Below are 21,183 nucleotides of genomic sequence, written 5' to 3'. Positions count from 1 at the left end.
GTCTTGGCGGTGAAGGTTTTTATGCTGGCGTAATGATAGTGCGATTTGCGCCGGCATGCCGCATTCAACGTGCCGGACGGGTGGGTGAGGGAGGTGGCGTGGGCGCGACCGCCGGGGCTGGCGTTGCAGCCGGCAGCGGCTTGGCGCCCGGCGGCAGGTTCTCGTCGGCCGGTTCATCGCTGCGGCCGCCGCCGTGGGCATTGAAGAAATCCACGACGGTACGCGAAGCATCCATGTTCTGCGAAGACTTGCCGCCATTGACGATGGGTATGACCGCGCCCGGCCAGGCGTGGCCGCCGCCCTTGACTTCGTAGAGCACCACGGACTGCGGATCGGTCTTGCTGCGATAGGTGTATTGCCGGATGGTGGTGCCATCGTTGGCGCTATCGGGGATGTCGGTCACGGCAGGACGCGGCTCGGCGCCATTGGCCTTGACCCAGGTCTCGATGGTGCGGGCCACCGAGATGCGCGGCAATTGCGACACTTCCTGCTTGCCGATCCCACCCAGGAAGGGAATGAAGGGATCTTCGCTGCCATGGATGTGCAACACCGGCATGGGTGCTTTGACCGTCTCTGGCGACACATCCAGCACCGCGCTGACGACCGCCACCGCCTTGAACAGTCCGGGCGCCTCGGCGGCCATGCGATAGGCCATCATGCCGCCATTGGACACGCCCACCAGATAGACCCGTTGCGGGTCCGCCAGCCCATCCTTGGCCAGCTTCTCGACCAGTGCGCGCAGGAAGGCCACGTCATCGACCTTGTGCATCTGGGCATAGCCGCAGCAGCCGCCGGAATTCCAGGTGCGGGCGTCGATGGCCAGGCCAGTGCCGTTGGGGTAGACGATCATGTAGCCGGCCGCCTCGGCGATCTCGGTCAGGCCGGTGGCGCGCGCCATGAGCGAACCGCTGGAACCGCTGGCGTGCAGGGCGATGATCAGCGGACGGGCTTCGCCCACGCTGGTGCGTTCAGAGAAATAGGCGCGCGAGAGATTGCCTACACGGATGGTCTTGAGCGACAGATCGACCGCCTGGGCCGGGGACAGCGCCGCTGCGCCCAGTGCCAGGCCCAACAGGCAGGCCATCCTCCCGCGCCGGTACAGCCGCACCAGGCGCGGCATGGGGCCGAGAAGGTGGAAAGGACGCAGGCGGGACAGCAGGCGGATCGTCATAGGCAGGCGCTGGGGCGTTGGCAGGATATTGTCGCCATGTTAACGCGAGGGCCGCCCCGGCGCAAAGCGATTTACACCCTGCGCCGCAGGGCTGGCAGGGTCGGGTCTAGCCGCGTGCCGGAATGTTCAGGCCGCGCACCACAGCTGGCCGCGCCACGAAGGCCTCCAGCGCCCGCGCCACATGCGGGAAGTCCTGGAAGCCCACCAGGTCGGCGGCTTCATAGAAGCCGATCAGGTTGCGGATCCACGGGAAGGTGGCGATGTCGGCGATGGAGTAGGCGTCGCCGCCCAGCCATTGGCTCTGCGCCAGGCGCTTGTCCATCACGCCCAGCAGGCGCTTGGACTCGTTGACATAGCGGTCGCGCGGACGCTTGTCCTCGTATTCCTTGCCGGCAAAGCGATGGAAGAAGCCCAACTGGCCGAACATCGGGCCCACACCGCCCATCTGGAACATCACCCACTGGATCACCTGGTAGCGCGCGGCGGCATCGGCGGGGAGGAACTGGCCGGTCTTCTCGGCCAGGTACAGCAGGATCGCGCCCGACTCGAACAGGGGCAGCGGCTGGCCGCCAGGACCATTGGGATCGATGATGGCGGGGATCTTGTTGTTCGGGTTCAGCGACAGGAACTCCGGCGACATCTGGTCATTGGTCTCGAAGCTCACCAGGTGGGCTTCGTAGGGCAGGCCGGTTTCTTCCAGCATGATCGAGACCTTCACGCCATTGGGCGTGGGCAGCGAATAGAGCTGGATGCGGTCAGGGTGCTGGGCCGGCCATTTCTGGTCGATGGCGAAAGAGGACAGGGCGTGGGGCATGAGGGTTTCCTAGGCAGCAGAAAATTGGGGATCGAATTCCTGCGCGAATTTCTCGAACACCTCCACCGTCACCGGACGGCAGAAGAAATACCCCTGGTAGGCATGGCACCCCGCATCGGCCAGGAAGCTGCGCTGGGCGTCGGTTTCCACGCCTTCGGCGATGACGCCCAGGCCCAGGCTCTGGGCCAGGTTGACGATGGTCTTGGCAATCGAGGCGTCGTTGGGGTCGATGAGGACATCGCGCACGAAGGACTGGTCGATTTTAAGCTGATTCAGCGGCAGCCGCTTGAGGTAGGACAGCGAGGAGTAGCCGGTGCCGAAATCGTCCAGCGAAAACTCCACGCCATAGGCCTTCAGGGCAAACATCTTCTGGATGATGTCTTCGACGTTGTCCACCAGCAGGCTTTCGGTCAGCTCCAGCTTGAGGCGGCGCGGATTGGCGCCGGTGCGCTCGATGGTGTCCAGCACCGTCTGCACGAAGTCGGGCTCGCGCAATTGCGGCGCGCTGACGTTGACGGCAATGCTCAGGTCGGCCATCTGCGGGTGCGTAGCCCAGGTGGCCAACTGGCGGCAGGCGGTTTCCAGCACCCAGTTGCCCAGCGAGAGGATCAGGCCGGTCTCTTCGGCCAGCGGGATGAAATCGCCCGGCGGCACCATGCCGCGCTGCGGATGCTGCCAGCGCACCAGCACTTCGGCGCCGGTGACGCGACCACCTTCGACCACCTGCGGCTGGTAGTGCAGCAGCAACTGGTTGCCGTCGATAGCCTTGCGTAGGCCCGCTTCCAGGGTGGCGCGTTCCAGCACGGCGGTCTGCATGGCCGGGTCGAAGAAGCGCAGGGCGTTGCGGCCGGTTTCCTTGGCCTTGTACATGGCCAGGTCGGCCTGTTTCATGAGCTCATCCACCGAGGCCGCGCGACCCAGGAAGACGGTGGCGCCGATGCTGGCGGTGGTGCGGTATTCGACGTCGTCGAGCTGGTAGGTCGAGCCCAGCGCCGTGAGGATCTTCTCGCCGATGGCGCGGGTCTGGGTGGCCGCTTCCTGCTGCAGCTCGTTGAGGCCTTCGAGCACCACCACGAATTCGTCACCGCCCACGCGCGCCACGGTATCGTTTTCACGCACATTGGCCAGCAGGCGCTGGGCGACCTGTTTCAGGAGGGTGTCGCCCTTTTCGTGGCCGATGGTGTCGTTCAAGGTCTTGAAGTGATCCAGGTCGATGAACAGCAGGGCCGCGCAGGTCTTGGTGCGCAACGAGAGGGCGATGGCCTGCTTGAGCCGATCCAGCAGCAGGGTGCGGTTAGGCAGACGGGTCAGGGCGTCGAAGAAGGCCAACTCGCGGATGCGCTCCTCGGCCAGCTTGCGGTCGCTGATGTCGTGATGGGTGCTCACGTAGTGGGTGACCTGCTGGTCCTTGTTCTTCACCGCCGAGATGGTCAGCCATTCGGGATAGACCTCGCCGTTCTTGCGACGGTCCCAGATCTCGCCCTGCCACTTGCCGAAGCGGCGGATGCTCTCGCGCATCTCCTGGAAGAAAGCCGGACCGTGACGGTCCGAGCGCAGCAGGTTGGGGTGCTTGCCGACGATCTCTTCGGCGCTATAGCCAGTGATCTCGGTGAAGGCCTTGTTCACGCGCAGGATCTTGCTGTTGGCGTCGGTGATGAGCATGCCCTCGCGCGAATCGAAGGCCACTGCCGAGATGCGCAGCTCGGCCTCGATCTGCTTGCGATCGGTGATGTCGCGGCTGCTGGTGCGAAAACCGGTGAAGCGGCCCTGGGCATCATGGATCGGTGCGCACGACAAGGCCAGCCAGAACACCGAGCCATCCTTGCGCACGCAGCGCAGTTCGACGTCTTCACGCTTCTGGCCGTCCATGCAGCGGGCCAGTTCGGCGCGGATGCGCGGCTCGTCTTCAGGGTGGGCAATGGTGCCGATGAAGTCGTCCATGACCAGGCATTCCTCCACCGTGTAGCCGGTGTAGTCCAGCACCGCGTGGTTGATCCAGCGTGGCCGTCCATCCAGGCCCCACCAGACTTCCCAGTTGACGGTGCAATCGGCGATGGCGCGGAACTGTTCTTCGCTGGCGCGCAGCTCGGCCGTCATCTTCTGCGCCAGCCGCACCGCCCGCACCCGGCTCGATACCATCAGCCAGGCCAGCAGGGCCAGGCTCAGGCTCATGGCAATGCCGGTGGTGGCGATGAGGGGTTCGGCATTGCGTCCGAATTGCGCATGGAAGGCGGCGTTGGTGCGCAGCGTCAGGGTCCAGTTGTGGTTGCCCACGACCAGGTATTCATCGGCCGACAGGCGCGTTGCCTGCGGCGCTTCGTCGTGCTGGCGCGACTGGTAGAGCAGGGCCTCTGGCGTAGCCTGTACGCCGTCGTAGAGGGAAAAGACGATGGTGTGCGAATTCTCGCCATAGAGGCTGGCGATGACGTCGCTCATGCGGAAGGTGGCGTGGACCCAGCCGACCAGGCTGGCGCGCCGTTGTGCGATGGTGGTCGGGCGCTGGCCGCGCTCATAGAGCGGCAGGTACATCATGAAGGTGGGATAGCGCTGGCCATCGGCGGCCAGCACCTCGACCTTGCCGGAGATGGTGGCCATGCCGGAATCCCTTGCCTTTTCCATGGCGCTGCGGCGCACCGGATCGGACCACTGGTCAAAGCCGAAGGGCAAGCGGTTGCGCCCCACATAGGGTTCGCGCAGCACGGTCGGGGCATAGGCGCTGCGTTCGCCAGCGGGCAGGATCTGGTAGCCGCCCTCCAGGCCTTGCCGCTCCATGCGCGCCAGATGTGCAGGCAAGGCCGCAGCCGGCACCCATTCTTCCACCGCGATGGCCTGGATGCCGGAGAAATTGGCGTCCAGGTTGAGCGCCTGGACGTAGTCGCGGAACTGGTTGCGGTCGATCGCGCCAGTGGCCGCTACCAGGCCCTGTACGCCATGCAGCATCTGTTCGTAGGACGCCATGCGCTGTTCGATGCGGCTGACCGTCTCGCGCAGCACCGAGGCGAATTGGGTGTGCAGTTCCTTGTTGGCGGCTTCGCGCTCGTGGTTCCAGGCGGTCCAGGTCACACCCAGGCCGGTGACCAGGATCACCAGCGGCAGCAGGATCAGGCGTATCCAGTTCACGGCTTGCTCTGGAACTGAACCATGGAGGCCGCCAGTTCTGCGTTGAAGTATTTCTGGAAGATGCGCAGCACCGTGCCATCGGCCAGCATCCCATCGACCAGGGCGCGCCACTTGTCCTGCTCGGCGGGCGACAAGGCCTTGCGCGACATGATCAGGCCATGCGGCACCGAAGGATCATCGAAGCTGATGATGGTGGTGGCCTCGCGGATGCGCTTTTCCTGGACTACGGGATAGTCGAAGGGCTCCATGATCATGCCCTGGATGCGGTCGAGCAGCAGGGCGTCGTAGAGCGGCTCCAGCCCGCCGGCCTGGCTCACGCGATTGCTGGCGGTGAGCTGGTCCACCATGCGGTTGGCGTTGGCGCTGTAGCGAAAGCCACGGATGACGCCCAGCTGGAAACGCTCGTTGCGAGCCACGTCGGCCAGCTTGGTGACGCCGGCGTCCTTGCGCACCAGCAGGTAGTACTTGTTGCTGAAGTACCAGGCGAAAGAGGCGAACTGGTCACGCTGCGCATTGGTGATGCCCGAGAGACTGAAGTCGAGCGCGCCGGATTCGATCAGTTGCCAGATGCGCGCACGCGACATCAGGCTGACATTGACCTTGCAGCCGCTGCGCCGGATCAGTTCATCGGCAAAGTCCTTGTCGATGCCGGTGTCGGTCGCCGATGAATAGAGCAGGCCGTGATCGTGCAGCGCCAGCGTATAGGGACGCGAGCAGTCGGGGCCGGATGCGGCAGAAGGGCTTGCGGCCAGGCTGGCGGGGGAGGCAGACAGCGCCAGACTCACTATGGTCGCGCTCGCGCAGACGCGCAGGACGCGCTGGCGAAAGAAATGACTGAAAATACCGCCCCCCCAATGGATGCTCAACATTCGGATGCGGCCGGGGCGTGGCGCAACGATGCGTTCGAACCCCTCCGACATCCCTCCCTGAACGGTCGCGTAGCAACCGTTTTTATTCATTTACTGATTTCCGGACCTGAAGGAAAACTGGTCATGTGGTATGACAACTCTAACCAACAATTGTGCCGGAAGGCGCAACAGCACTGGCTTAGCGCCTGATCAACGTCGGGGGATGTTACCCGAGCACATTCCAATGTGCAACATAATGCGGGGCGCTTTCCACAGCATTTAAGGGAGGTGGGCGCAGGGGCAACTGCGCAGCCGCGCAGCGCTGCAGCGCTGCGCCAGCTCGTCAGTACGTCCGCTACGCCCAGAGCGGCGTAGGCAAGGACGAAGCGCTTCAGATGAACATGCCGCCCGAGACTTCCACGCGCTGGGCATTGATCCAGCCATTGTCCGGTCGCAGCAGCGAGGCAACGGCCGCGCCGATGTCGTCAGGCAGGCCGGCCCGGCCCAGCGCGGTCTGGTTGGCCACGAAGCTGTTGAGTTCGGCATTGTCGCGCACCCGGCCGCCGCCGAAGTCGGTTTCGATGGCGCCCGGCGCCACGGTGTTGACGACGATGCCACGCGCGCCGAACTCCTTGGCCATGTAGCGCGTCATGACTTCGATCCCGCCCTTCATGCTGGCGTAGGCCGCATAGCCAGGCAGCGAGAACCGCGCCAGTCCGCTGGAAATGTTGATGATGCGGCCACCCTGCGCCAGCAGCGGCAGCAGCGCTTGGGTCAGGAAGAAGGGGCCCTTGAGATGGACCTTGAAGAGCTCGTCGAAGACCGCCTCGCTGGTTTCCTCGATGGTGGCATGCATGCCTATGCCGCCATTGTTGACCAGGTAGTGGAAGTGCTCGGCCTGCCAGTGCGTCTTGAGCGCCTCGCGCACGGCCTGGGCAAAGGCGGGGAAGCTGGCGCTGTCGGCCAGGTCCAGTCGCAGCGCCACGGCCACGGCGCCCAGCGCCTGGAGTTCCGCCACGGTCGACTCGGCGGCCTGTTGGTTGCCGACATAGGTGAGGATGACGCCGACGCCATCGCGGGCCAGATGCACGGCTGCGCTCTTGCCCAGGCCGCGGCTGCCGCCGGTGATCAGGGCAATGCGGGGGGCTTGGGTGGGGGTATTCATGTGAGGCTCCTTGGTGTTGGGATGAAGTGATGGACAACGGAGCCCAGTATATTGAGAAGATTTTTCTTAATAAATTTCGTAATTGCTATTAGACTTTTCAATATTCAATAATAATCATCCATCTACTCCCGGGCAGGATCATGCATCAGCTAGACACCCTCAGGATCTTCCAGCGCGTGGCCGAACTGGCCAGCTTCAGCGGTGCGGCGCGCCAGCTGGGCCTGCCCAATGCCAGCGTGTCGCTGGCCATCCAGCAACTGGAGCAGATGCTGGGCACGCGCCTGCTCCAGCGCACCACCCGGCGGGTGCAACTGACCGCCGACGGCGAGGCCTTCTACCGGCGCAGCAGGGAATTGCTGGACGAGTTCGAGTCGCTGCGGGGCATGTTCCACGATGGCGCCCAGGCCTTGACCGGTCGGTTGCGGGTGGACATGTCCAGCGCCATGGCGCGCGAGGTGGTGCTGCCGGCCTTGCCGGGCTTCCTCGAAAAGCATCCGCAACTGGAGATCGAGCTGTCGGCCAGCGACCGCCGCGTGGACCTGGTGGCCGAGGGCTTTGATTGCGTGCTGCGCACCGGCACGCTGGATGACTCCTCGCTGGTGGCCCGTCCCATCGGCCATCTGGTGCAGATCAATTGCGCCAGCCCGGATTACCTGCAGCGTTATGGCACGCCGCAGACGCTGGAGGACCTGGCGCAGCACCGGCTGGTGCATTACCGCCAGGTGCTGGGCGGGCGTTCACCCGGCTGGGAATGGTTCGACGGCCAGCAGACCCGCAGCCTGCCCATGGCCGGCAGCATCACCGTCAACAGCACCGAGACCTATTACGCCGCCTGCCTGGCCGGACTGGGCCTGATCCAGCTGCCGCTGGTGGGCGCGCAGAAGCGGCAGATGCTCGATGGCGGCCACGTGGTCGAGGTGTTGCCGCAATATCGCCCCGCCCCCATGCCGGTGAGCCTGCTCTATGCCAGCCGTCGCCATGTGCCGGCGCGGCTGGCCGCCTTCATGGACTGGCTGCATGCCCTGATCTTCCCGCTGACCGAGGAAGGCGGCCTGACCCGTTGATGCGGCCAGCACGAGCGGACATCAGGCCAGCAGGGTGCGTCCCACCGGTTCGATGCTGACCGTGCCGCGCCCGATCTCGATGACGCGCCCGCCGACGCGGATCGCGCCTTGTTCGGACACGTCCAGATACAGACGGGAAGGGCGCTCCACCGCCGCTCCCTGGTCGATGGCATGGCGCGCCGGCAAGGGGTGGCCATTGGCAAGGAGCCAACCGCCCAGGTTGGCGCAGGCCGAACCGGTGCCCGGGTCTTCGGCTACGCCGCCGCCTTGCTTGGTGAAGAAATAGCGCGACAGCACCTGACCCGGTTCGGCCGGATCGAAGGCGAACAGATAGGCGGTCTTGCGCCCCAGGCTGCTGACCGGCCACTGCTCCAGACGGCTGCTGTCGGGCCGGGCGCGGCGCACCGCCTCGGGCGTCTTCAGCGGCACCAGGAACTGGTCGGCGCCGGTATCGACCCACACCGGATCGCCGGCCAGGTCGCTTTCCTGCAAGCCCAGCAGCGCTGCCGTCTGGGCGCGCGAAAGCGCGGCCGGGGTGGTCCTGGGGCCGCCGGGGCAGGGCGCGGTGAAGGTCCAGATATCGCCGCGCGCCTGCACCGGTACGACCCCGGCCTTGAATTCCAGCGTCAGTGCATCGCCACCGCCCAGCAAGTCGCGCACGACGTGGGCGCTGCCCAGGGTGGGATGGCCGGCGAAGGGCATCTCGTAGCCGGTGGTGAAGATGCGCACCCGCGCATCGGCGACGGTCGAGGGCAGGATGAAGGTGGTCTCGGAGAGATTGAACTGCAGCGCCAGCGCCAGCATGGTGGCGTCATCCAGGCCACGGGCGTCTTCGAACACGCACAGGGGATTGCCGCCGAAGGTCGATTCGGCGAAGACATTGAGCAGGCGATAGGCGTAGGTGGCAGGCATGGAAGTCTCGCAGCGGGTTGATGAGCCTCCGGGAGGCGGTCTTGAGGACGTGGCCACCGAAAGCAGGAAGGCCGATTGTAGCCACGGCTCCCGCAGCAAGACAGATACAGTTCACTCGTCCACGGCGATACAGTCACGGCCCAGCTGTTTGGCGCGGTACAGGCGGCGGTCGGTCTGTTCCAGGAAAGCGATGCGCTGGTCCATGGGCGAGGGCAGTATGGTGGTCACGCCCAGGCTGATGGTGATGTGCTCGGAAATCTGCGATCTGGCGTGCGGGATGGCCGCTTCGTTGATCAGCGCACGGCAGCGCTGGGCCACCTGCAGGGCGGCCTTTTCATCGCACTCGGGCAGGATCAGCACGAACTCTTCGCCGCCATAGCGTGCAAAGAAATCGCGGCTGCGGGTGGCGCTCTGGCTCAACAGCTGCGCTACCTGCCTGAGGCATTCATCGCCACGGATATGGCCGTAATGGTCGTTGTACTGCTTGAAGTAATCGATGTCGAGCATGATCAGCGACAGCGGCGCGCGCGTACTCACCGCATTGGCCCATTCCACCTCCAGCGCTGAATCGAACATGCGGCGATTGGCCACGTTGGTGAGACCATCGCGATAGGACAGCGCCTCCAGCTCCTTCTGCAATTCGATCAGGCGCGCCTCGGTCTTCTTGCGCTCGGTGATGTCGAACATGAAGCCGATGAGCGCATTGGGGCTGCCGTCAGGGTTGCGCACCACGTGCACCACGTCGCGAATCCAGATGTGTTCGCCATCGCGGGTCAGGGCGCGGTAGTCGGCTTCGTGATCGGCGCCGGCCTTGGATTGCGAGATGCAGAAGTTGACCACCGCCTCGCGATCTTCTGCGTGGATGCGCATGGCCCAGTCCTCGGCCGTCTTCCAGCTCTCCGGGGTCCAGCCCAGCAACTGCTCGATCTGCGGGCCGATGTAGGTGAACTGCATGGTGCTCCAGTCGATCTTCCAGGGAATCGCCTTGGTCGATTCCAGCAAGGTCTTGTAGACGGCGCTGTCGGGTTCCATCTGGTCCTGGGTCGGGTTGCTCATGATTCTTCGTGGCGCTTTCGTTGCGGTTCGTTGCGCCTTTGTGGCGCTTTGCTTGTCGTCGGGAAATGCTGTCAGTGCAGCACAAAAAATGTGCCGGCAAGCATAGCGCGCCTTGCTGTCAAAAAGCTGAAGAAGCGGCGCAAACCCTTGCGGGAACTGCTCGGGATTGCTGTGTAGAAAGTTGCTGTAACCCATTTTTCTTCTGCAAACGGGTGGGTCATCGTTTTTTCTTATACCCCTATCCTCATTCGGTATTTCCGGATTCTCCAGCCCTGCGGATAGACTTCAGTCACAGCAGTTTTCGAGACGGAGATTGTTGTGTTGACCGCTACCACGGTCGAAGTGTCTGGCAGTGATGCACCGTACCCGGCGCAGTAATGGCAGACGCTATCTGAAACAAAAATTTTGGAGACAAGCAATGCAGATCCGTTCGGCAGCTGAGCCTGCCGCAGCGACCACGCCTACCGTAGAAGGCGTTGGCGGCTGCGACCAGGCTGCGACCCAAGTGAGCGCTCACTGGCCGGTCCCTTCTCCGGAGTCTTCGGTGTCTTCCGATACTCCTGAAGCGGCCCCCCTTGCGAAAGACGGCTTGCCTACCGTCCTCGCCCCCTCTACCGATGAGGTCCCGCTGGCCCCGGTCAGCCTGGACGACAAATACACCGCCACGACCGGCGCCATCTATCTCTCCGGCATCCAGGCCCTGGTGCGCCTGCCGCTGCTGCAGCAGATCCGCGACCGTGCGGCGGGCCTCAATACGGCCGGTTTCATTTCCGGCTATCGCGGTTCGCCCCTGGGCGGACTGGACGAGGCGCTCTGGCACGCCCAGCCGCATCTGGCGGCGCACCGCGTGAAGTTCCAGCCGGGCGTGAACGAAGACATGGCCGCCACCGCCGTATGGGGGACGCAGCAGGTCAAGCTGATCGGCCCCTCCGACTATGACGGCGTCTACGCCATGTGGTACGGCAAGGGGCCCGGCGTGGACCGCTGCGGCGATGTGTTGAAGCACATGAACCATGCCGGCACCTCGGCCCATGGCGGCGTGCTGCTGGTGGCCGGGGACGACCATGGCGCCTACTCTTCGACGCTGCCGCACCAGTCCGACCACATCTTCTCGGCATCGATGATCCCGATGCTCTATCCCTGCAATGTGCAGGAATACCTGGACCTGGGTCTGCATGGCTGGGCCATGTCGCGCTATTCCGGCTGCGTGGTGGGCTTCAAGGCGCTGGCCGATACGGTCGAGTCGAGCGCCTCGGTGGATGCCGATCCCTTCCGCGTCCAGATCAGGCTGCCCAGCGACTTCGTCATGCCCGAAGGCGGGCTCAATGCACGGCTCTCCACCGACACGCTGGGCGTACAGGCGCGCAAGCAGGAAGCGCTGATGCAGGACTACAAGATCTATGCCGCGCTCGCCTACGCCCGCGCCAATCGCCTCAACCGCGTGATGATCGATAGCCCCAAGGCGCGGCTGGGCATCATCGCCTCCGGCAAATCCTATCTTGATGTGCTGGAAGCCTTGTCCGAACTGGGTATCGACGAAGCCTTTGCGGCCGAGATCGGTCTGCGTCTGTTCAAGGTATCGATGCCCTGGCCGCTGGAACCGGATGGCGTGCGCGAGTTCGCCCAGGGCCTGGACGAAATCCTGGTGGTGGAAGAAAAACGCCAGATGGTCGAGTATCAGCTCAAGGAACAGCTCTACAACTGGCGCGACGATGTGCGCCCGCGCGTGATCGGCAAGTTCGACGAGAAGGGCGAGTGGGTGGCCCCGCGCGGCGAGTGGCTGCTGACTTCCAAGGCCGATTTTTCGGTGGCGCAGATCGCCCGCGTGATCGCCGCGCGCATCGCGCGTTTCCATACCAGCGACCTGATCAAGGCGCGCCTGGCCTTCCTCGACGCCAAGGACGCGGTGCTGTCCAAGGCCGTCAACACACCGCCGCGCCCGGCCTATTACTGCTCAGGCTGCCCGCACAACAGTTCCACCCGGGTGCCCGAAGGCAGCTTCGCGCTGGCCGGCATCGGCTGTCATGTGATGGCCACGGCCATCTATCCCGAATTCAACAAGCTGACCACCCACATGGGCGGCGAGGGCGCGCCCTGGATCGGGCAGGCGCCTTTCTCCAAGGTGCCGCATGTGTTCGCCAACCTGGGCGATGGCACCTATTTCCATTCGGGCTACCTGGCCATCCGCGCCGCCGTCGCGGCCAAGGTCAACATGACCTACAAGATCCTCTACAACGATGCCGTGGCCATGACCGGTGGCCAGCCCGTCGATGGCACGGTGTCGGTGCCGATGATCGCCCAGCAGATGGCCGCTGAAGGCGTGCAGCGCATTGCGCTGGTCTCTGAAGACCCAGGCCGCTACGCCGATCGCAGCAGCCTGCCCGCCGCCGTCACGGTGCATGACCGCAAGGACATGGATGCGGTCCAGCGCGAACTGCGCGAGCTGCCTGGCGTCACCGTCATCATCTATGACCAGACCTGCGCCGCCGAGAAGCGTCGCCGCCGCAAGAAAGGGGAATATCCCGATCCCAACCAGCGGCTCTTCATCAACGCCGCCGTCTGCGAGGGCTGCGGCGATTGCGGCGTGCAATCGAACTGCACCTCCATCCTGCCGCTGGAGACCGATCTGGGACGCAAGCGCGTCATCGACCAGTCTTCCTGCAACAAGGATTATTCCTGCGTGAAGGGCTTCTGCCCCAGCTTCGCGACCGTCACCGGCGGTAAGCTCAGGAAGTCGCGCACCGGCGTCTCCCGGCAGGAAGAGCGGGATGACTTCGGCCCCTTGCCGCAACCGGTCTTGCCGGCCTGCGACACGCCCTTCAACATCCTCATCAATGGCATCGGCGGCACCGGCGTCATCACCATCGGCGCGCTCATGGGCATGGCCGCGCACCTGGAAGGCAAGGGTGCGTCGGTGCTGGACATGACGGGCATGTCGCAAAAGAATGGTTCGGTGACTTCCCACGTGCGCATCGCCGCCCGCCGCGACGCCATCCGCGCCCAGCGCATCGCCACCGGCGAAGCCGATCTGGTGCTGGGTTGCGACATGCTCACTGCGGGCGCCTTCGACGCCATTTCCAAGATGCGGCCCGGTCGCACCCGGGCGGTGGTCAACCTGCACCAGCAACCGCCGGGCCAGTTCGCCAGGAATCCGGACTGGCAATTCCCGGTCGAGGAGGTCAAGGCGCTCATCGTCGAATCGGTGGGCCAGCAGGCCGACTTCATCGACGCTACCCGCCTGGCCACCGCCCTCATGGGCGACTCCATCGCCACCAACCTGTTCATGCTGGGCTATGCCTGGCAGCGCGGCGAACTGCCGTTGACGGAGGCGTCGCTGCTGCGCGCCATCGAGCTCAACGGCGTGGCCGTGCAGGCCAACAAGACCGCCTTTGCCTGGGGCCGCCGCGCCGCCGTCGATCTGGCCAGGGTGGAACAGATCGCCGTGCCGGCGCAACCGATGCTGCTGCATCTGCCGCAAAGCCTGGACCAGCTCATCAAGCGCCGCGTGAGCCTGCTCACCGACTATCAGGACGCCGCCTATGCCGCCCAGTTCCTGGAAGTGGTCGAGGCCGTGCGTGCCGCCGAGGCGGCGCTAGGCGGCGACAAATTGGCCACGGCGGTGGCGCGCAACCTCTCCAGGTTGATGGCCTACAAGGATGAATACGAAGTCGCGCGGCTCTATACCAATGGCCAGTTCCAGAAGGAACTGGCGCAGCAGTTCGAGGGCGACTTCAGCCTCAGCTTCCATCTCGCGCCCCCCCTCCTGGCCCGCAAGGATGGCCAGGGCCACCTGCTCAAGGCGCGCTACGGCGGCTGGATGATGCAGGCCTTCAAGCTGCTGGCGCGCATGAAGGGCCTGCGCGGCGGGCTGCTGGACCTGTTCGGCCACACCGAAGAACGGCGCATGGAGCGCGAGCTGATCGTCCAATACCGCCAACTGGTGCTGGATCTGCTGCCGCGCCTGACGGCCGCCAACCTGGCCACGGCCATCGAACTGGCGCAATTGCCGGAACAGGTGCGCGGCTACGGTCACGTCAAGCAGAAGGCCGTGCACGCCATGCGCACGCGCCAGCAGCAACTGCTGGCGGTGTTCGCACAGGCCGGCCAGTCAAGGTTGGAAGAGGCGGCCGGAGCCGAGGCTGGCGCGCTGTCGTTATCAATGTCGCGCCAGTGACAACTGCCCTGCATGATTTCCATTAAGCTACAGGCCACTGGCGGGATACCCTGAGCCCGCAAGGCCAAGACAAGACAACGAACAGGAGACAAGCATGGATTTTGAACTGAACCAGGACCAGCTCGCCTTCCAGCAGAGCGCACGCGACTTCGCGGCGGGCGAGATGGCGCCCTTCGCCGCCAAGTGGGACGAGGAGGCGCATTTCCCCCTGGACGTGATTGCCAAGGCGGGCGAGCTGGGTTTCTGCGGGCTCTACACGCCCGAAGCCGATGGCGGCCTGGGCCTCTCGCGCCTGGACGCCACGGTGGTCTTTGAAGAACTGGCGCGGGCCTGCACCTCGACGGCGGCCTACCTCACCATCCACAACATGGTCAGCTGGATGATCGCCAGCTGGGGCCAGCCTTCGCTGAAGGCGCAATGGTGCGAACAGTTGGCGGCGGGCCGCAAGATCGGCTCCTACTGCCTGACCGAGCCCGGTTCCGGTTCCGATGCAGCCTCGCTCAAGACCACTGCGCGGCTGGAGGACGGCCATTATGTCCTCAACGGTTCCAAGGCCTTCATCTCCGGCGCGGGCAGCACCGATGTGCTGGTGGTGATGGCGCGCACCGGCGGCGAAGGCGCACGCGGGGTCTCGGCCATCGTGGTGCCGGGCAATGCGCCCGGCGTCAGCTATGGCAAGAAGGAAAGCAAGATGGGCTGGAACAGCCAGCCTACCCGCACCATCAGCTTCGACAACGTCAAGGTGCCGGCGGATCATCTGCTGGGGCAAGAAGGGCAGGGCTTCATCTTTGCCATGAAGGGGCTCGATGGCGGGCGCATCAACATCGCCACCTGTTCGGTGGGCGCGGCCCAGGCGGCGCTGGATGCGGCCCATGCCTACATGAAGGAGCGCAAGCAGTTCGGCCGCCCCATCGCCGATTTCCAGGCGCTGCAATTCAAGCTGGCCGACATGCAGACCGAGCTGGTGGCTGCGCGCCAGATGGTGCGCCTGGCGGCCACCAAGCTGGACGCCGGTTCGCCCGAGGCCACCACCTATTGCGCCATGGCCAAGCGGTTGGCCACCGACCTGGGCTTCCGGGTCTGCAACGAAGCCCTGCAATTGCATGGCGGCTATGGCTACATCCGTGAATACCCGCTGGAACGCTATTTCCGCGACGTGCGCGTGCACCAGATATTGGAGGGCACCAATGAAATCATGCGCGTCATCATCTCGCGCAAGCTGCTGGACCGCGACAACCTCGACGACATCCGCTGACCTATTGCAAGGAAGAGCATGACCACCTATACCAACCTGAAGCTGGAAAAGACCGGCCACACCGCCGTGCTGACCCTGTCCAACCCGCCCGCCAACACCTGGACCCGCGCGGCGCTGGCCGACCTGACGCGGCTGGTCAAGGAGCTCAACGCCGACCGCGACATCTACACCCTGGTCGTGACGGGCGAAGGCGAGAAATTTTTCTCGGCAGGCGCCGACCTGAAACTCTTCGCCGATGGCGACAAGGCCATGGCGCGCGAGATGGCGCGGCGCTTCGGTGAAGCCTTCGAGACCTTGTCGGCGTTTCGCGGTGTCTCCATTGCCGCCATCAATGGCTATGCCATGGGCGGCGGGCTGGAGTGCGCGCTGGCCTGCGATATCCGCATCGCCGAGGAACAGGCGCAGATGGCCTTGCCCGAAGCCGCCGTGGGCTTGCTGCCCTGCGCGGGCGGCACCCAGAACCTGCCCTGGCTGGTGGGCGAAGGCTGGGCCAAGCGCATGATCCTGTGCGGCGAGCGCGTCAATGCCGAGACCGCCCTGCGCATCGGCCTGGTGGAAGAAGTGGTGCCGCGCGGCCAGGCCCGCGAGCGTGCGCTGGCCTTGGCGCAGCAGGCGGAAAAGCAGAGCCCCTCGTCGGTGGCGGCCAGCAAGCAGCTGATCCAGGGAGCGCGTCACAATCCCCTGGGCACGATCCTGCAGACCGAACGCGAACTGTTCGTCGATCTCTTCGATACGCAAGACCAGCAGGAAGGCGTCCAGGCCTTCCTCGAAAAGCGCAGTCCGCAATGGAAGAATCAGTAAAAGCCATTGAGCAAGGGCTGACGTTTTCTGCACCATGACCTGGTTTGACGCCTGAAACCCGGGCCTGGCGCGGTATGCCTGCGTGGGCGATCCGCTGTTGGATGAGCGTCGACGTTTTGTGTTAACGTGGGCGGCTTCGATCACCAGCGAGTCCGCGCATGCCTATCGTCTATCGCACCGACCACCGCATCACGGTGGAGCAATTCATCGATATCCTCTCCCGCACCTCGCTGGGAGAGCGCCGCCCACTGGACGACCGCGCCTGCATGCAGGCCATGGTCGAGCACGGCAACCTCATCGCCACTGCCTGGGACGGCGAGCGCCTCATCGGCGTGGCGCGCTGCGTGACCGATTTCGTCTATGCCTGCTACATGTCGGAGCTGGCCGTGGATACCGGCTACCAGCGCCAGGGCATCGGCAAGGAATTGATCCGCCATGCGCGCAGCCGCCTGGGGCCGCGCTGCCGCCTGCGCCTGCTGGCGGCGCCCGAAGCCACCGATTACTACGCCCATATCGGTTTCGCCCATAGCCCGCGCTGCTGGGAGCTGACGCCCGGCCATGAGCTGGTGGACTGAGACCACCTGCCACCCTCAATGCATTACACATTCCATTGCCTTCCATGATCCAGATACACGCTTTTTCTCCCGAGCACGCCAGCGGCGTGGTCGATGTCATCCTGCCGATCCAGCAACAGGAGTTCGAGATTCCCATCACCCTGGAAGGCCAGCCCGACCTGAAGGATATTCCCGGCTTCTACCAGAAGGGGCGGGGCAACTTCTGGGTGGCGCTCGATGCGGGCAAGGTGGTCGGGACGATTGCGCTGCTCGACATTGGCAATGAACAAGTGGCGCTGCGCAAGATGTTCGTGGCGGCCAGCCATCGTGGCCGGGAACATGGCACGGCGGCGCGCTTGCTGGAAGGGGCGGTGGCCTGGGCGCGGGCGCAGGGCGTGCGCCAGATCTTTCTCGGCACCACGGCCAAGTTCCTGGCCGCGCACCGCTTCTATGAAAAGAATGGCTTCAGGCAGATCGCGCAGGAGGCACTGCCTGCCGCTTTCCCGGTGATGGTGGTCGATACCCGCTTCTACGCCCTGGACTGCGCCTGAGCGCAGGCAGGGTCAGAGACGACGCTCGCTGTCCACGCCGAAATAGAACCACTCATTGCCCGGCAGCGCGCGCGGGTTGGGGAAGACGATGTAGCCATCGCCCGGCGCTGTCACTGCTGCGCCATCGTGGCGGTGACCGATGAGCTCGCCGGCGCGCACGCGGTCGAAGCTGGCCCATTCGCGCTGGAAGCGGTCCTCAGGATGGTCCATGTCGATCACATCGACTAGCCGGATGATCTCGATGCCGTCGGCAGGCGGGGCCAGCGGCGCCTCGATCATGCCGTGCAGGGCCAGCGTCTGGCGGATGGCCTGATAGGCCACTTCCGGCGCCTGCGGGTCGTCGTGCTGCCCGCATTCCAGCGTCACGCCATACAGGCCACGGCCGCGCGCGTATTCGGTGGTGCCCACGCCATATTGCGTATCCAGCAGATCGGGCGAGACCGCACGGCCTTGCTGGCGGCGGCGCTGCACGCCACGGACATAGGCGCTCATCCATCCTTCCACCACGCGCTGGCAGCCCAGGTGCGCCACCATGCGCTGCTCGGCGGCGGCAAGGGCGAACGGTTCGACCTCGCCGGTATTGTCCTGCGGGCCCAGCATGGCGAAGGGAACGCCGCCGGTGTGGAAGGAATGCAGGTCCAGCAGCACCTCGTGCTCGTCGATCCAGGGGCAGAGCACGTTGCAGAGGCGGTCCTCGAAGTTGGCCGGGTCCGGATGCGGGCGCAGGTTGCGGTTGAGGTTGCGCTCGCCCTGGCGCTGATGGCGCGCATAGGCCAGCGGATTGGTAACCGGCACCAGCGTCAGCAGGCCGCGTGCCAGGTGCAACTGGCCGCTGTCGAGTTCTTGCCGCAGGCGCGTGATGGCTTGCGTACCGCAGGTTTCGTTGCCGTGGACGGCGCCCAGCACCAGCAGGCGCGGACCGGGTTGGAAGGCAGCATACTGGAAGCGTTGCAGGGAAGAGGGCAGCAAGGTGGACATCATCTAAATCATTTACGCAAAACGGACCATCACGATACCCCGGTTCTTCCCCGAGGGCCAGCGCCCCAGCGAGGCGACCTGGATGTCAGCGCAACTGGCCCGACCAGCCCGGTGAAGCCGTCGCCGCCACGGCGTCGTGCGCGTGCAGGCTCTCGACATGGCTGACCCTGATCGCGCAAGCGCCAAAACGCGTCTCCACGGCCTGCCGCAGCCGCCTGGCGGCATCTTCCACATACATCAGGTTGGCGCCGTTGGCCAGGGCGAAGGCCTGCTCGTCGGCGCGCCGTACTGCGGTCTGCACGGCGGTGCCCAAGGCTTGTTCGGCGGTGTCGATGAGCGCCAGCAAGGGCAGCTCGGCCGCCTCCTGCGCTACCGTGACGCCCAGGTCGGCATAGCTGCGCTGGCTGTGCGGCGTGGCGCGGCTGCCATGGCGCCCCAGCCAGTCCAGCACGGCCGGCTGGGCCACCGTGGTGTGCGGCCCGAACTCGCTGGCAAAGGCGTCTTGCAGCGCTTGCCGCGACAGCGCCGCTGAACAGGGGCAGGTGGACGAATAGGCGATGCGCACCTGCAGCGTCAGTTGCAGACGGTCTTGCAGCAGCTCGGCCCCCAGCGTGAAGGGATAGCTCTTCCATCCCGCCAGCTCCGGTGTGACCAGCGCCGCGCGCTGGTGCAGCAGCGCGAAATCCAGCCGCAGCGAGGCTGCGCGCGAACCGCAATCGGCATGGCTGGCGCGCATCTGGTCCAGCAGGGCGTGCAGCGCCGCAGGATTGAGCGTGGCCTGGGCTGCGAATCGATCCAGCAGCAGGTACAGGCGCGACATGTGGATGCCCTTGGCCTGGGCATGGGGCAGGTCCACCGCGATCTCGGCGCTGGCCGGCACGATCTGGCCGCTGTCCAGGCGCACGGGCAGGGCGATGCCGTGCATGCCGACCCAGTCCAGTGGCAAGGCAATGCTGGCGCGTTCTTCGCGCGCCACGTCGGGCAGGACTGCAGCCATGCTCACCCCCACAGCGGGAAAGGATCGCGCATGCGCGCCCAGCCCAGCGGCCCCTGGGCCATCTCGGCGTCGCTCAGCAGGCAGGCGTCCAGGCGGGCGCGCAGGGCCTCCTGGTCCATGGCCATGCCGATGAGGACCAGCTCCTGGCGGGCGTCGCCGACGTTTTCGTCCCAGTGCGCCAGGATGAAATCGACCGACTCCTGGTCTTGCGGCCACTGTTCGCGGGGTACGGCCGCCCACCATTTGCCGGCCAGCCCGTGCCGGCATACCGCGCCGGCCTGCGACCACGAGCCTGCCTGCGTTGGTCGCGAGGCCAGCCAGAAGAAACCCTTGGAACGGACCACGCCCGGCCATTCGGTGTTGATCAGGTCAAAGAAGCGTTGCGGATGCAGGGGACGGCGCGCCTGCCAGGCAAAGCTGCTGATGCCGTACTGCTCGGTCTCGGGCACGTGCTCTCCACGCAGTTCCTGCAGCCAGCCGGGGGCCTGGCTGGCCTGCTCGAAATCGAACAGGCCAGTGTCGAGCACCTGCTCCAGCGCCACCTTGCCGAATTCGGCGCGCGCGATGCGGGCACGCGGATTGAGCTTGTGCAAGATGGCGTGCAGGCGCTCCAGGTCGTCCGCTGCCACCAGGTCCAGCTTGTTGAGTACGATCACGTCGCAGAATTCGATCTGCTCGATCAGCAGGTCCACCACGGTGCGGTTGTCTTCCTCGCCCATCGATTGGCCGCGCTGCTCCAGGCTGTCCTGGGAGCTGTAGTCCTTGAGGAAGTTGAAGGCGTCCACCACCGTCACCATGGTGTCCAGCCGCGCCACGTCCGAGAGGCTGGCGCCATCCTCGTCGGTGAAGGTAAAGGTCTCGGCCACCGGCAATGGTTCGGAGATGCCGGTGGACTCGATGACCAGCTGGTCGAAGCGGCGCTCGCGGGCCAGCTTGCGCACCTCCATGAGCAGGTCTTCGCGCAGGGTGCAGCAGATGCAGCCATTGCTCATCTCCACCAGTTTTTCCTCGGTGCGGGAAAGGTCAGCACCGCCATCGCGCACCAGCGCGGCATCGATGTTGACCTCGGACATGTCATTGACGATGACCGCCACGCGGCGGCCCTCGCGGTTGTGCAGGATGTGGTTGAGCAGGGTGGTCTTGCCTGCGCCGAGGAAGCCCGAGAGCACAGTCACGGGAAGCCGGCGGTCAGCGGCCTGGCGTTGGGAGGAGGTCATGGCGATGAGCAATGGATGGCGGGAAGGGAGGATTGAACCGGGTGGGCAATCCATTTTTGCAACAGAGTTGCGAATATCTCATAAATGCAACCAAGTTGCAAATAAAGGCGTCGCCTGGTGCTGCGCCGGCCGGCCTTTCGTGCATGTGCTAGCATTGCGCCTCGCAACAAGGAGGTGTCTTACATGTCCCAGATCTTCCCGTACCGGGGAAACGCCGTCATTCCAGAACTCAGGAAACTCGACAACGGTAAATTCATGGCCTGCTTCGTGATTCACGAGGGCAAGGACGGCAGCGGCAAGCTGCGCTACCAGCGCAAGGCGCCCACCAATGAATTCGATACCGAAGACGAGGCCATTGCCTACATCCTCGACTTCTCGGGCGACTGGATCGACGAAAACCCGCTGTAAGCCCAGCCCAGGGGCGCGCGCCCATGGCTGCGCCCACCGTTCTACCGTTGGCAGCAAGGCAAGAGCCGCAGGGGCATCCGGCGGCTCTTTTTCATTGG

The 21,183-nt window shown here is 65.0% G+C and carries 19 protein-coding genes; 8 read left to right on the top strand and 11 right to left on the bottom strand.

Annotated elements, in window-relative coordinates; all coding sequences use genetic code 11:
• Positions 1-64 precede the first annotated feature (64 nt).
• The 4 genes from BGK68_RS20425 to BGK68_RS20410 form a co-directional block, all read right to left on the bottom strand.
• Positions 65-1,171 (bottom strand): alpha/beta hydrolase family esterase, encoded by a 1,107-nt coding sequence (locus BGK68_RS20425; RefSeq protein WP_233149367.1) that lies wholly within the window; start codon positions 1,169-1,171, stop codon positions 65-67.
• Positions 1,172-1,277: 106 nt separating this feature from the next.
• Positions 1,278-1,985, bottom strand: coding sequence for a glutathione S-transferase N-terminal domain-containing protein (locus BGK68_RS20420; RefSeq protein ID WP_013234535.1), 708 nt, complete (start codon positions 1,983-1,985; stop codon positions 1,278-1,280).
• Between the two features lie 9 nt (positions 1,986-1,994).
• The gene (locus BGK68_RS20415) at positions 1,995-5,105 is read right to left on the bottom strand and encodes a bifunctional diguanylate cyclase/phosphodiesterase (protein ID WP_075258590.1); all 3,111 of its coding nucleotides are present in this window, start codon (positions 5,103-5,105) and stop codon (positions 1,995-1,997) included.
• Positions 5,102-5,974: a substrate-binding periplasmic protein gene (locus BGK68_RS20410; protein WP_075259920.1), complete on the bottom strand. Its 873-nt coding sequence runs from the start codon at positions 5,972-5,974 to the stop codon at positions 5,102-5,104. The genes BGK68_RS20415 and BGK68_RS20410 overlap by 4 nt, the downstream gene beginning before the upstream one ends.
• On the opposite strand from BGK68_RS20410, the gene BGK68_RS27640 reads away from it, so the two are divergent.
• Positions 5,936-6,163, top strand: a complete 228-nt coding sequence (locus BGK68_RS27640; RefSeq protein WP_143433126.1) for a hypothetical protein — start codon at positions 5,936-5,938, stop codon at positions 6,161-6,163. The two genes, BGK68_RS20410 and BGK68_RS27640, sit on opposite strands and share 39 nt — an antisense overlap.
• 181 nt (positions 6,164-6,344) lie before the next feature.
• Here the strand turns inward: BGK68_RS27640 and BGK68_RS20405 are convergent, their stop codons facing one another.
• Positions 6,345-7,118 (bottom strand): SDR family NAD(P)-dependent oxidoreductase, encoded by a 774-nt coding sequence (locus tag BGK68_RS20405; RefSeq protein ID WP_075258589.1) that lies wholly within the window; start codon positions 7,116-7,118, stop codon positions 6,345-6,347.
• 140 nt (positions 7,119-7,258) lie between these two features.
• On the opposite strand from BGK68_RS20405, the gene BGK68_RS20400 reads away from it, so the two are divergent.
• Positions 7,259-8,182, top strand: coding sequence for a LysR family transcriptional regulator (locus BGK68_RS20400; RefSeq protein ID WP_075258588.1), 924 nt, complete (start codon positions 7,259-7,261; stop codon positions 8,180-8,182).
• A gap of 21 nt (positions 8,183-8,203) precedes the next feature.
• Here BGK68_RS20400 and BGK68_RS20395 read toward each other — a convergent pair whose 3' ends face one another.
• The 3 genes from BGK68_RS20395 to BGK68_RS27885 all read right to left on the bottom strand — a co-directional run bounded on the left by BGK68_RS20395 (position 8,204) and on the right by BGK68_RS27885 (position 10,371).
• On the bottom strand, positions 8,204-9,094 hold the full coding sequence (locus BGK68_RS20395) for a PhzF family phenazine biosynthesis protein (protein ID WP_075258587.1): 891 nt from the start codon (positions 9,092-9,094) through the stop codon (positions 8,204-8,206).
• Positions 9,095-9,205: 111 nt separating this feature from the next.
• The gene (locus tag BGK68_RS20390; RefSeq protein ID WP_233149366.1) at positions 9,206-10,150 is read right to left on the bottom strand and encodes a sensor domain-containing diguanylate cyclase; all 945 of its coding nucleotides are present in this window, start codon (positions 10,148-10,150) and stop codon (positions 9,206-9,208) included.
• A 71-nt stretch (positions 10,151-10,221) separates the two neighbouring features.
• The gene (locus BGK68_RS27885) at positions 10,222-10,371 is read right to left on the bottom strand and encodes a hypothetical protein (protein ID WP_158035487.1); all 150 of its coding nucleotides are present in this window, start codon (positions 10,369-10,371) and stop codon (positions 10,222-10,224) included.
• A gap of 368 nt (positions 10,372-10,739) precedes the next feature.
• On the opposite strand from BGK68_RS27885, the gene BGK68_RS20385 reads away from it, so the two are divergent.
• From BGK68_RS20385 to BGK68_RS20365, 5 genes are all read left to right on the top strand, one after another.
• Positions 10,740-14,324 carry an indolepyruvate ferredoxin oxidoreductase family protein gene (locus tag BGK68_RS20385; RefSeq protein ID WP_075258586.1) on the top strand — a complete coding sequence of 1,195 codons (3,585 nt, stop codon included), beginning with the start codon at positions 10,740-10,742 and terminating at the stop codon, positions 14,322-14,324.
• Between the two features lie 94 nt (positions 14,325-14,418).
• Positions 14,419-15,579, top strand: coding sequence for an acyl-CoA dehydrogenase family protein (locus tag BGK68_RS20380; RefSeq protein ID WP_013234528.1), 1,161 nt, complete (start codon positions 14,419-14,421; stop codon positions 15,577-15,579).
• Between the two features lie 18 nt (positions 15,580-15,597).
• Positions 15,598-16,380: an enoyl-CoA hydratase gene (locus BGK68_RS20375; protein ID WP_069374096.1), complete on the top strand. Its 783-nt coding sequence runs from the start codon at positions 15,598-15,600 to the stop codon at positions 16,378-16,380.
• A gap of 158 nt (positions 16,381-16,538) precedes the next feature.
• A complete protein-coding gene (locus BGK68_RS20370; RefSeq protein WP_013234526.1) occupies positions 16,539-16,955 on the top strand; it encodes a GNAT family N-acetyltransferase in 417 nt (138 codons plus the stop codon).
• Between the two features lie 44 nt (positions 16,956-16,999).
• Positions 17,000-17,485, top strand: a complete 486-nt coding sequence (locus BGK68_RS20365; RefSeq protein WP_075258585.1) for a GNAT family N-acetyltransferase — start codon at positions 17,000-17,002, stop codon at positions 17,483-17,485.
• A 12-nt stretch (positions 17,486-17,497) separates the two neighbouring features.
• Here the strand turns inward: BGK68_RS20365 and BGK68_RS20360 are convergent, their stop codons facing one another.
• The 3 genes from BGK68_RS20360 to zigA form a co-directional block, all read right to left on the bottom strand.
• Positions 17,498-18,463, bottom strand: coding sequence for a M14 family metallopeptidase (locus BGK68_RS20360; protein ID WP_083657950.1), 966 nt, complete (start codon positions 18,461-18,463; stop codon positions 17,498-17,500).
• A gap of 85 nt (positions 18,464-18,548) precedes the next feature.
• A complete protein-coding gene (gene folE2 / locus BGK68_RS20355) occupies positions 18,549-19,460 on the bottom strand; it encodes a GTP cyclohydrolase FolE2 (protein ID WP_075258583.1) in 912 nt (303 codons plus the stop codon).
• Positions 19,461-19,462: 2 nt separating this feature from the next.
• Positions 19,463-20,677 carry a zinc metallochaperone GTPase ZigA gene (zigA, locus tag BGK68_RS20350; protein WP_075259918.1) on the bottom strand — a complete coding sequence of 405 codons (1,215 nt, stop codon included), beginning with the start codon at positions 20,675-20,677 and terminating at the stop codon, positions 19,463-19,465.
• Positions 20,678-20,860: 183 nt separating this feature from the next.
• On the opposite strand from zigA, the gene BGK68_RS20345 reads away from it, so the two are divergent.
• On the top strand, positions 20,861-21,085 hold the full coding sequence (locus tag BGK68_RS20345) for a hypothetical protein (protein ID WP_041310778.1): 225 nt from the start codon (positions 20,861-20,863) through the stop codon (positions 21,083-21,085).
• Positions 21,086-21,183: the final 98 nt, after the last annotated feature.

Source organism: Herbaspirillum camelliae, from assembly GCF_001929405.1.
GTDB classification, from domain to species: Bacteria; Pseudomonadota; Gammaproteobacteria; order Burkholderiales; family Burkholderiaceae_D; genus Herbaspirillum; species Herbaspirillum seropedicae.
The sequence above is the reverse complement of the archived record's forward strand: the minus strand, read 5'-3'. Positions and strand labels throughout refer to the sequence as shown.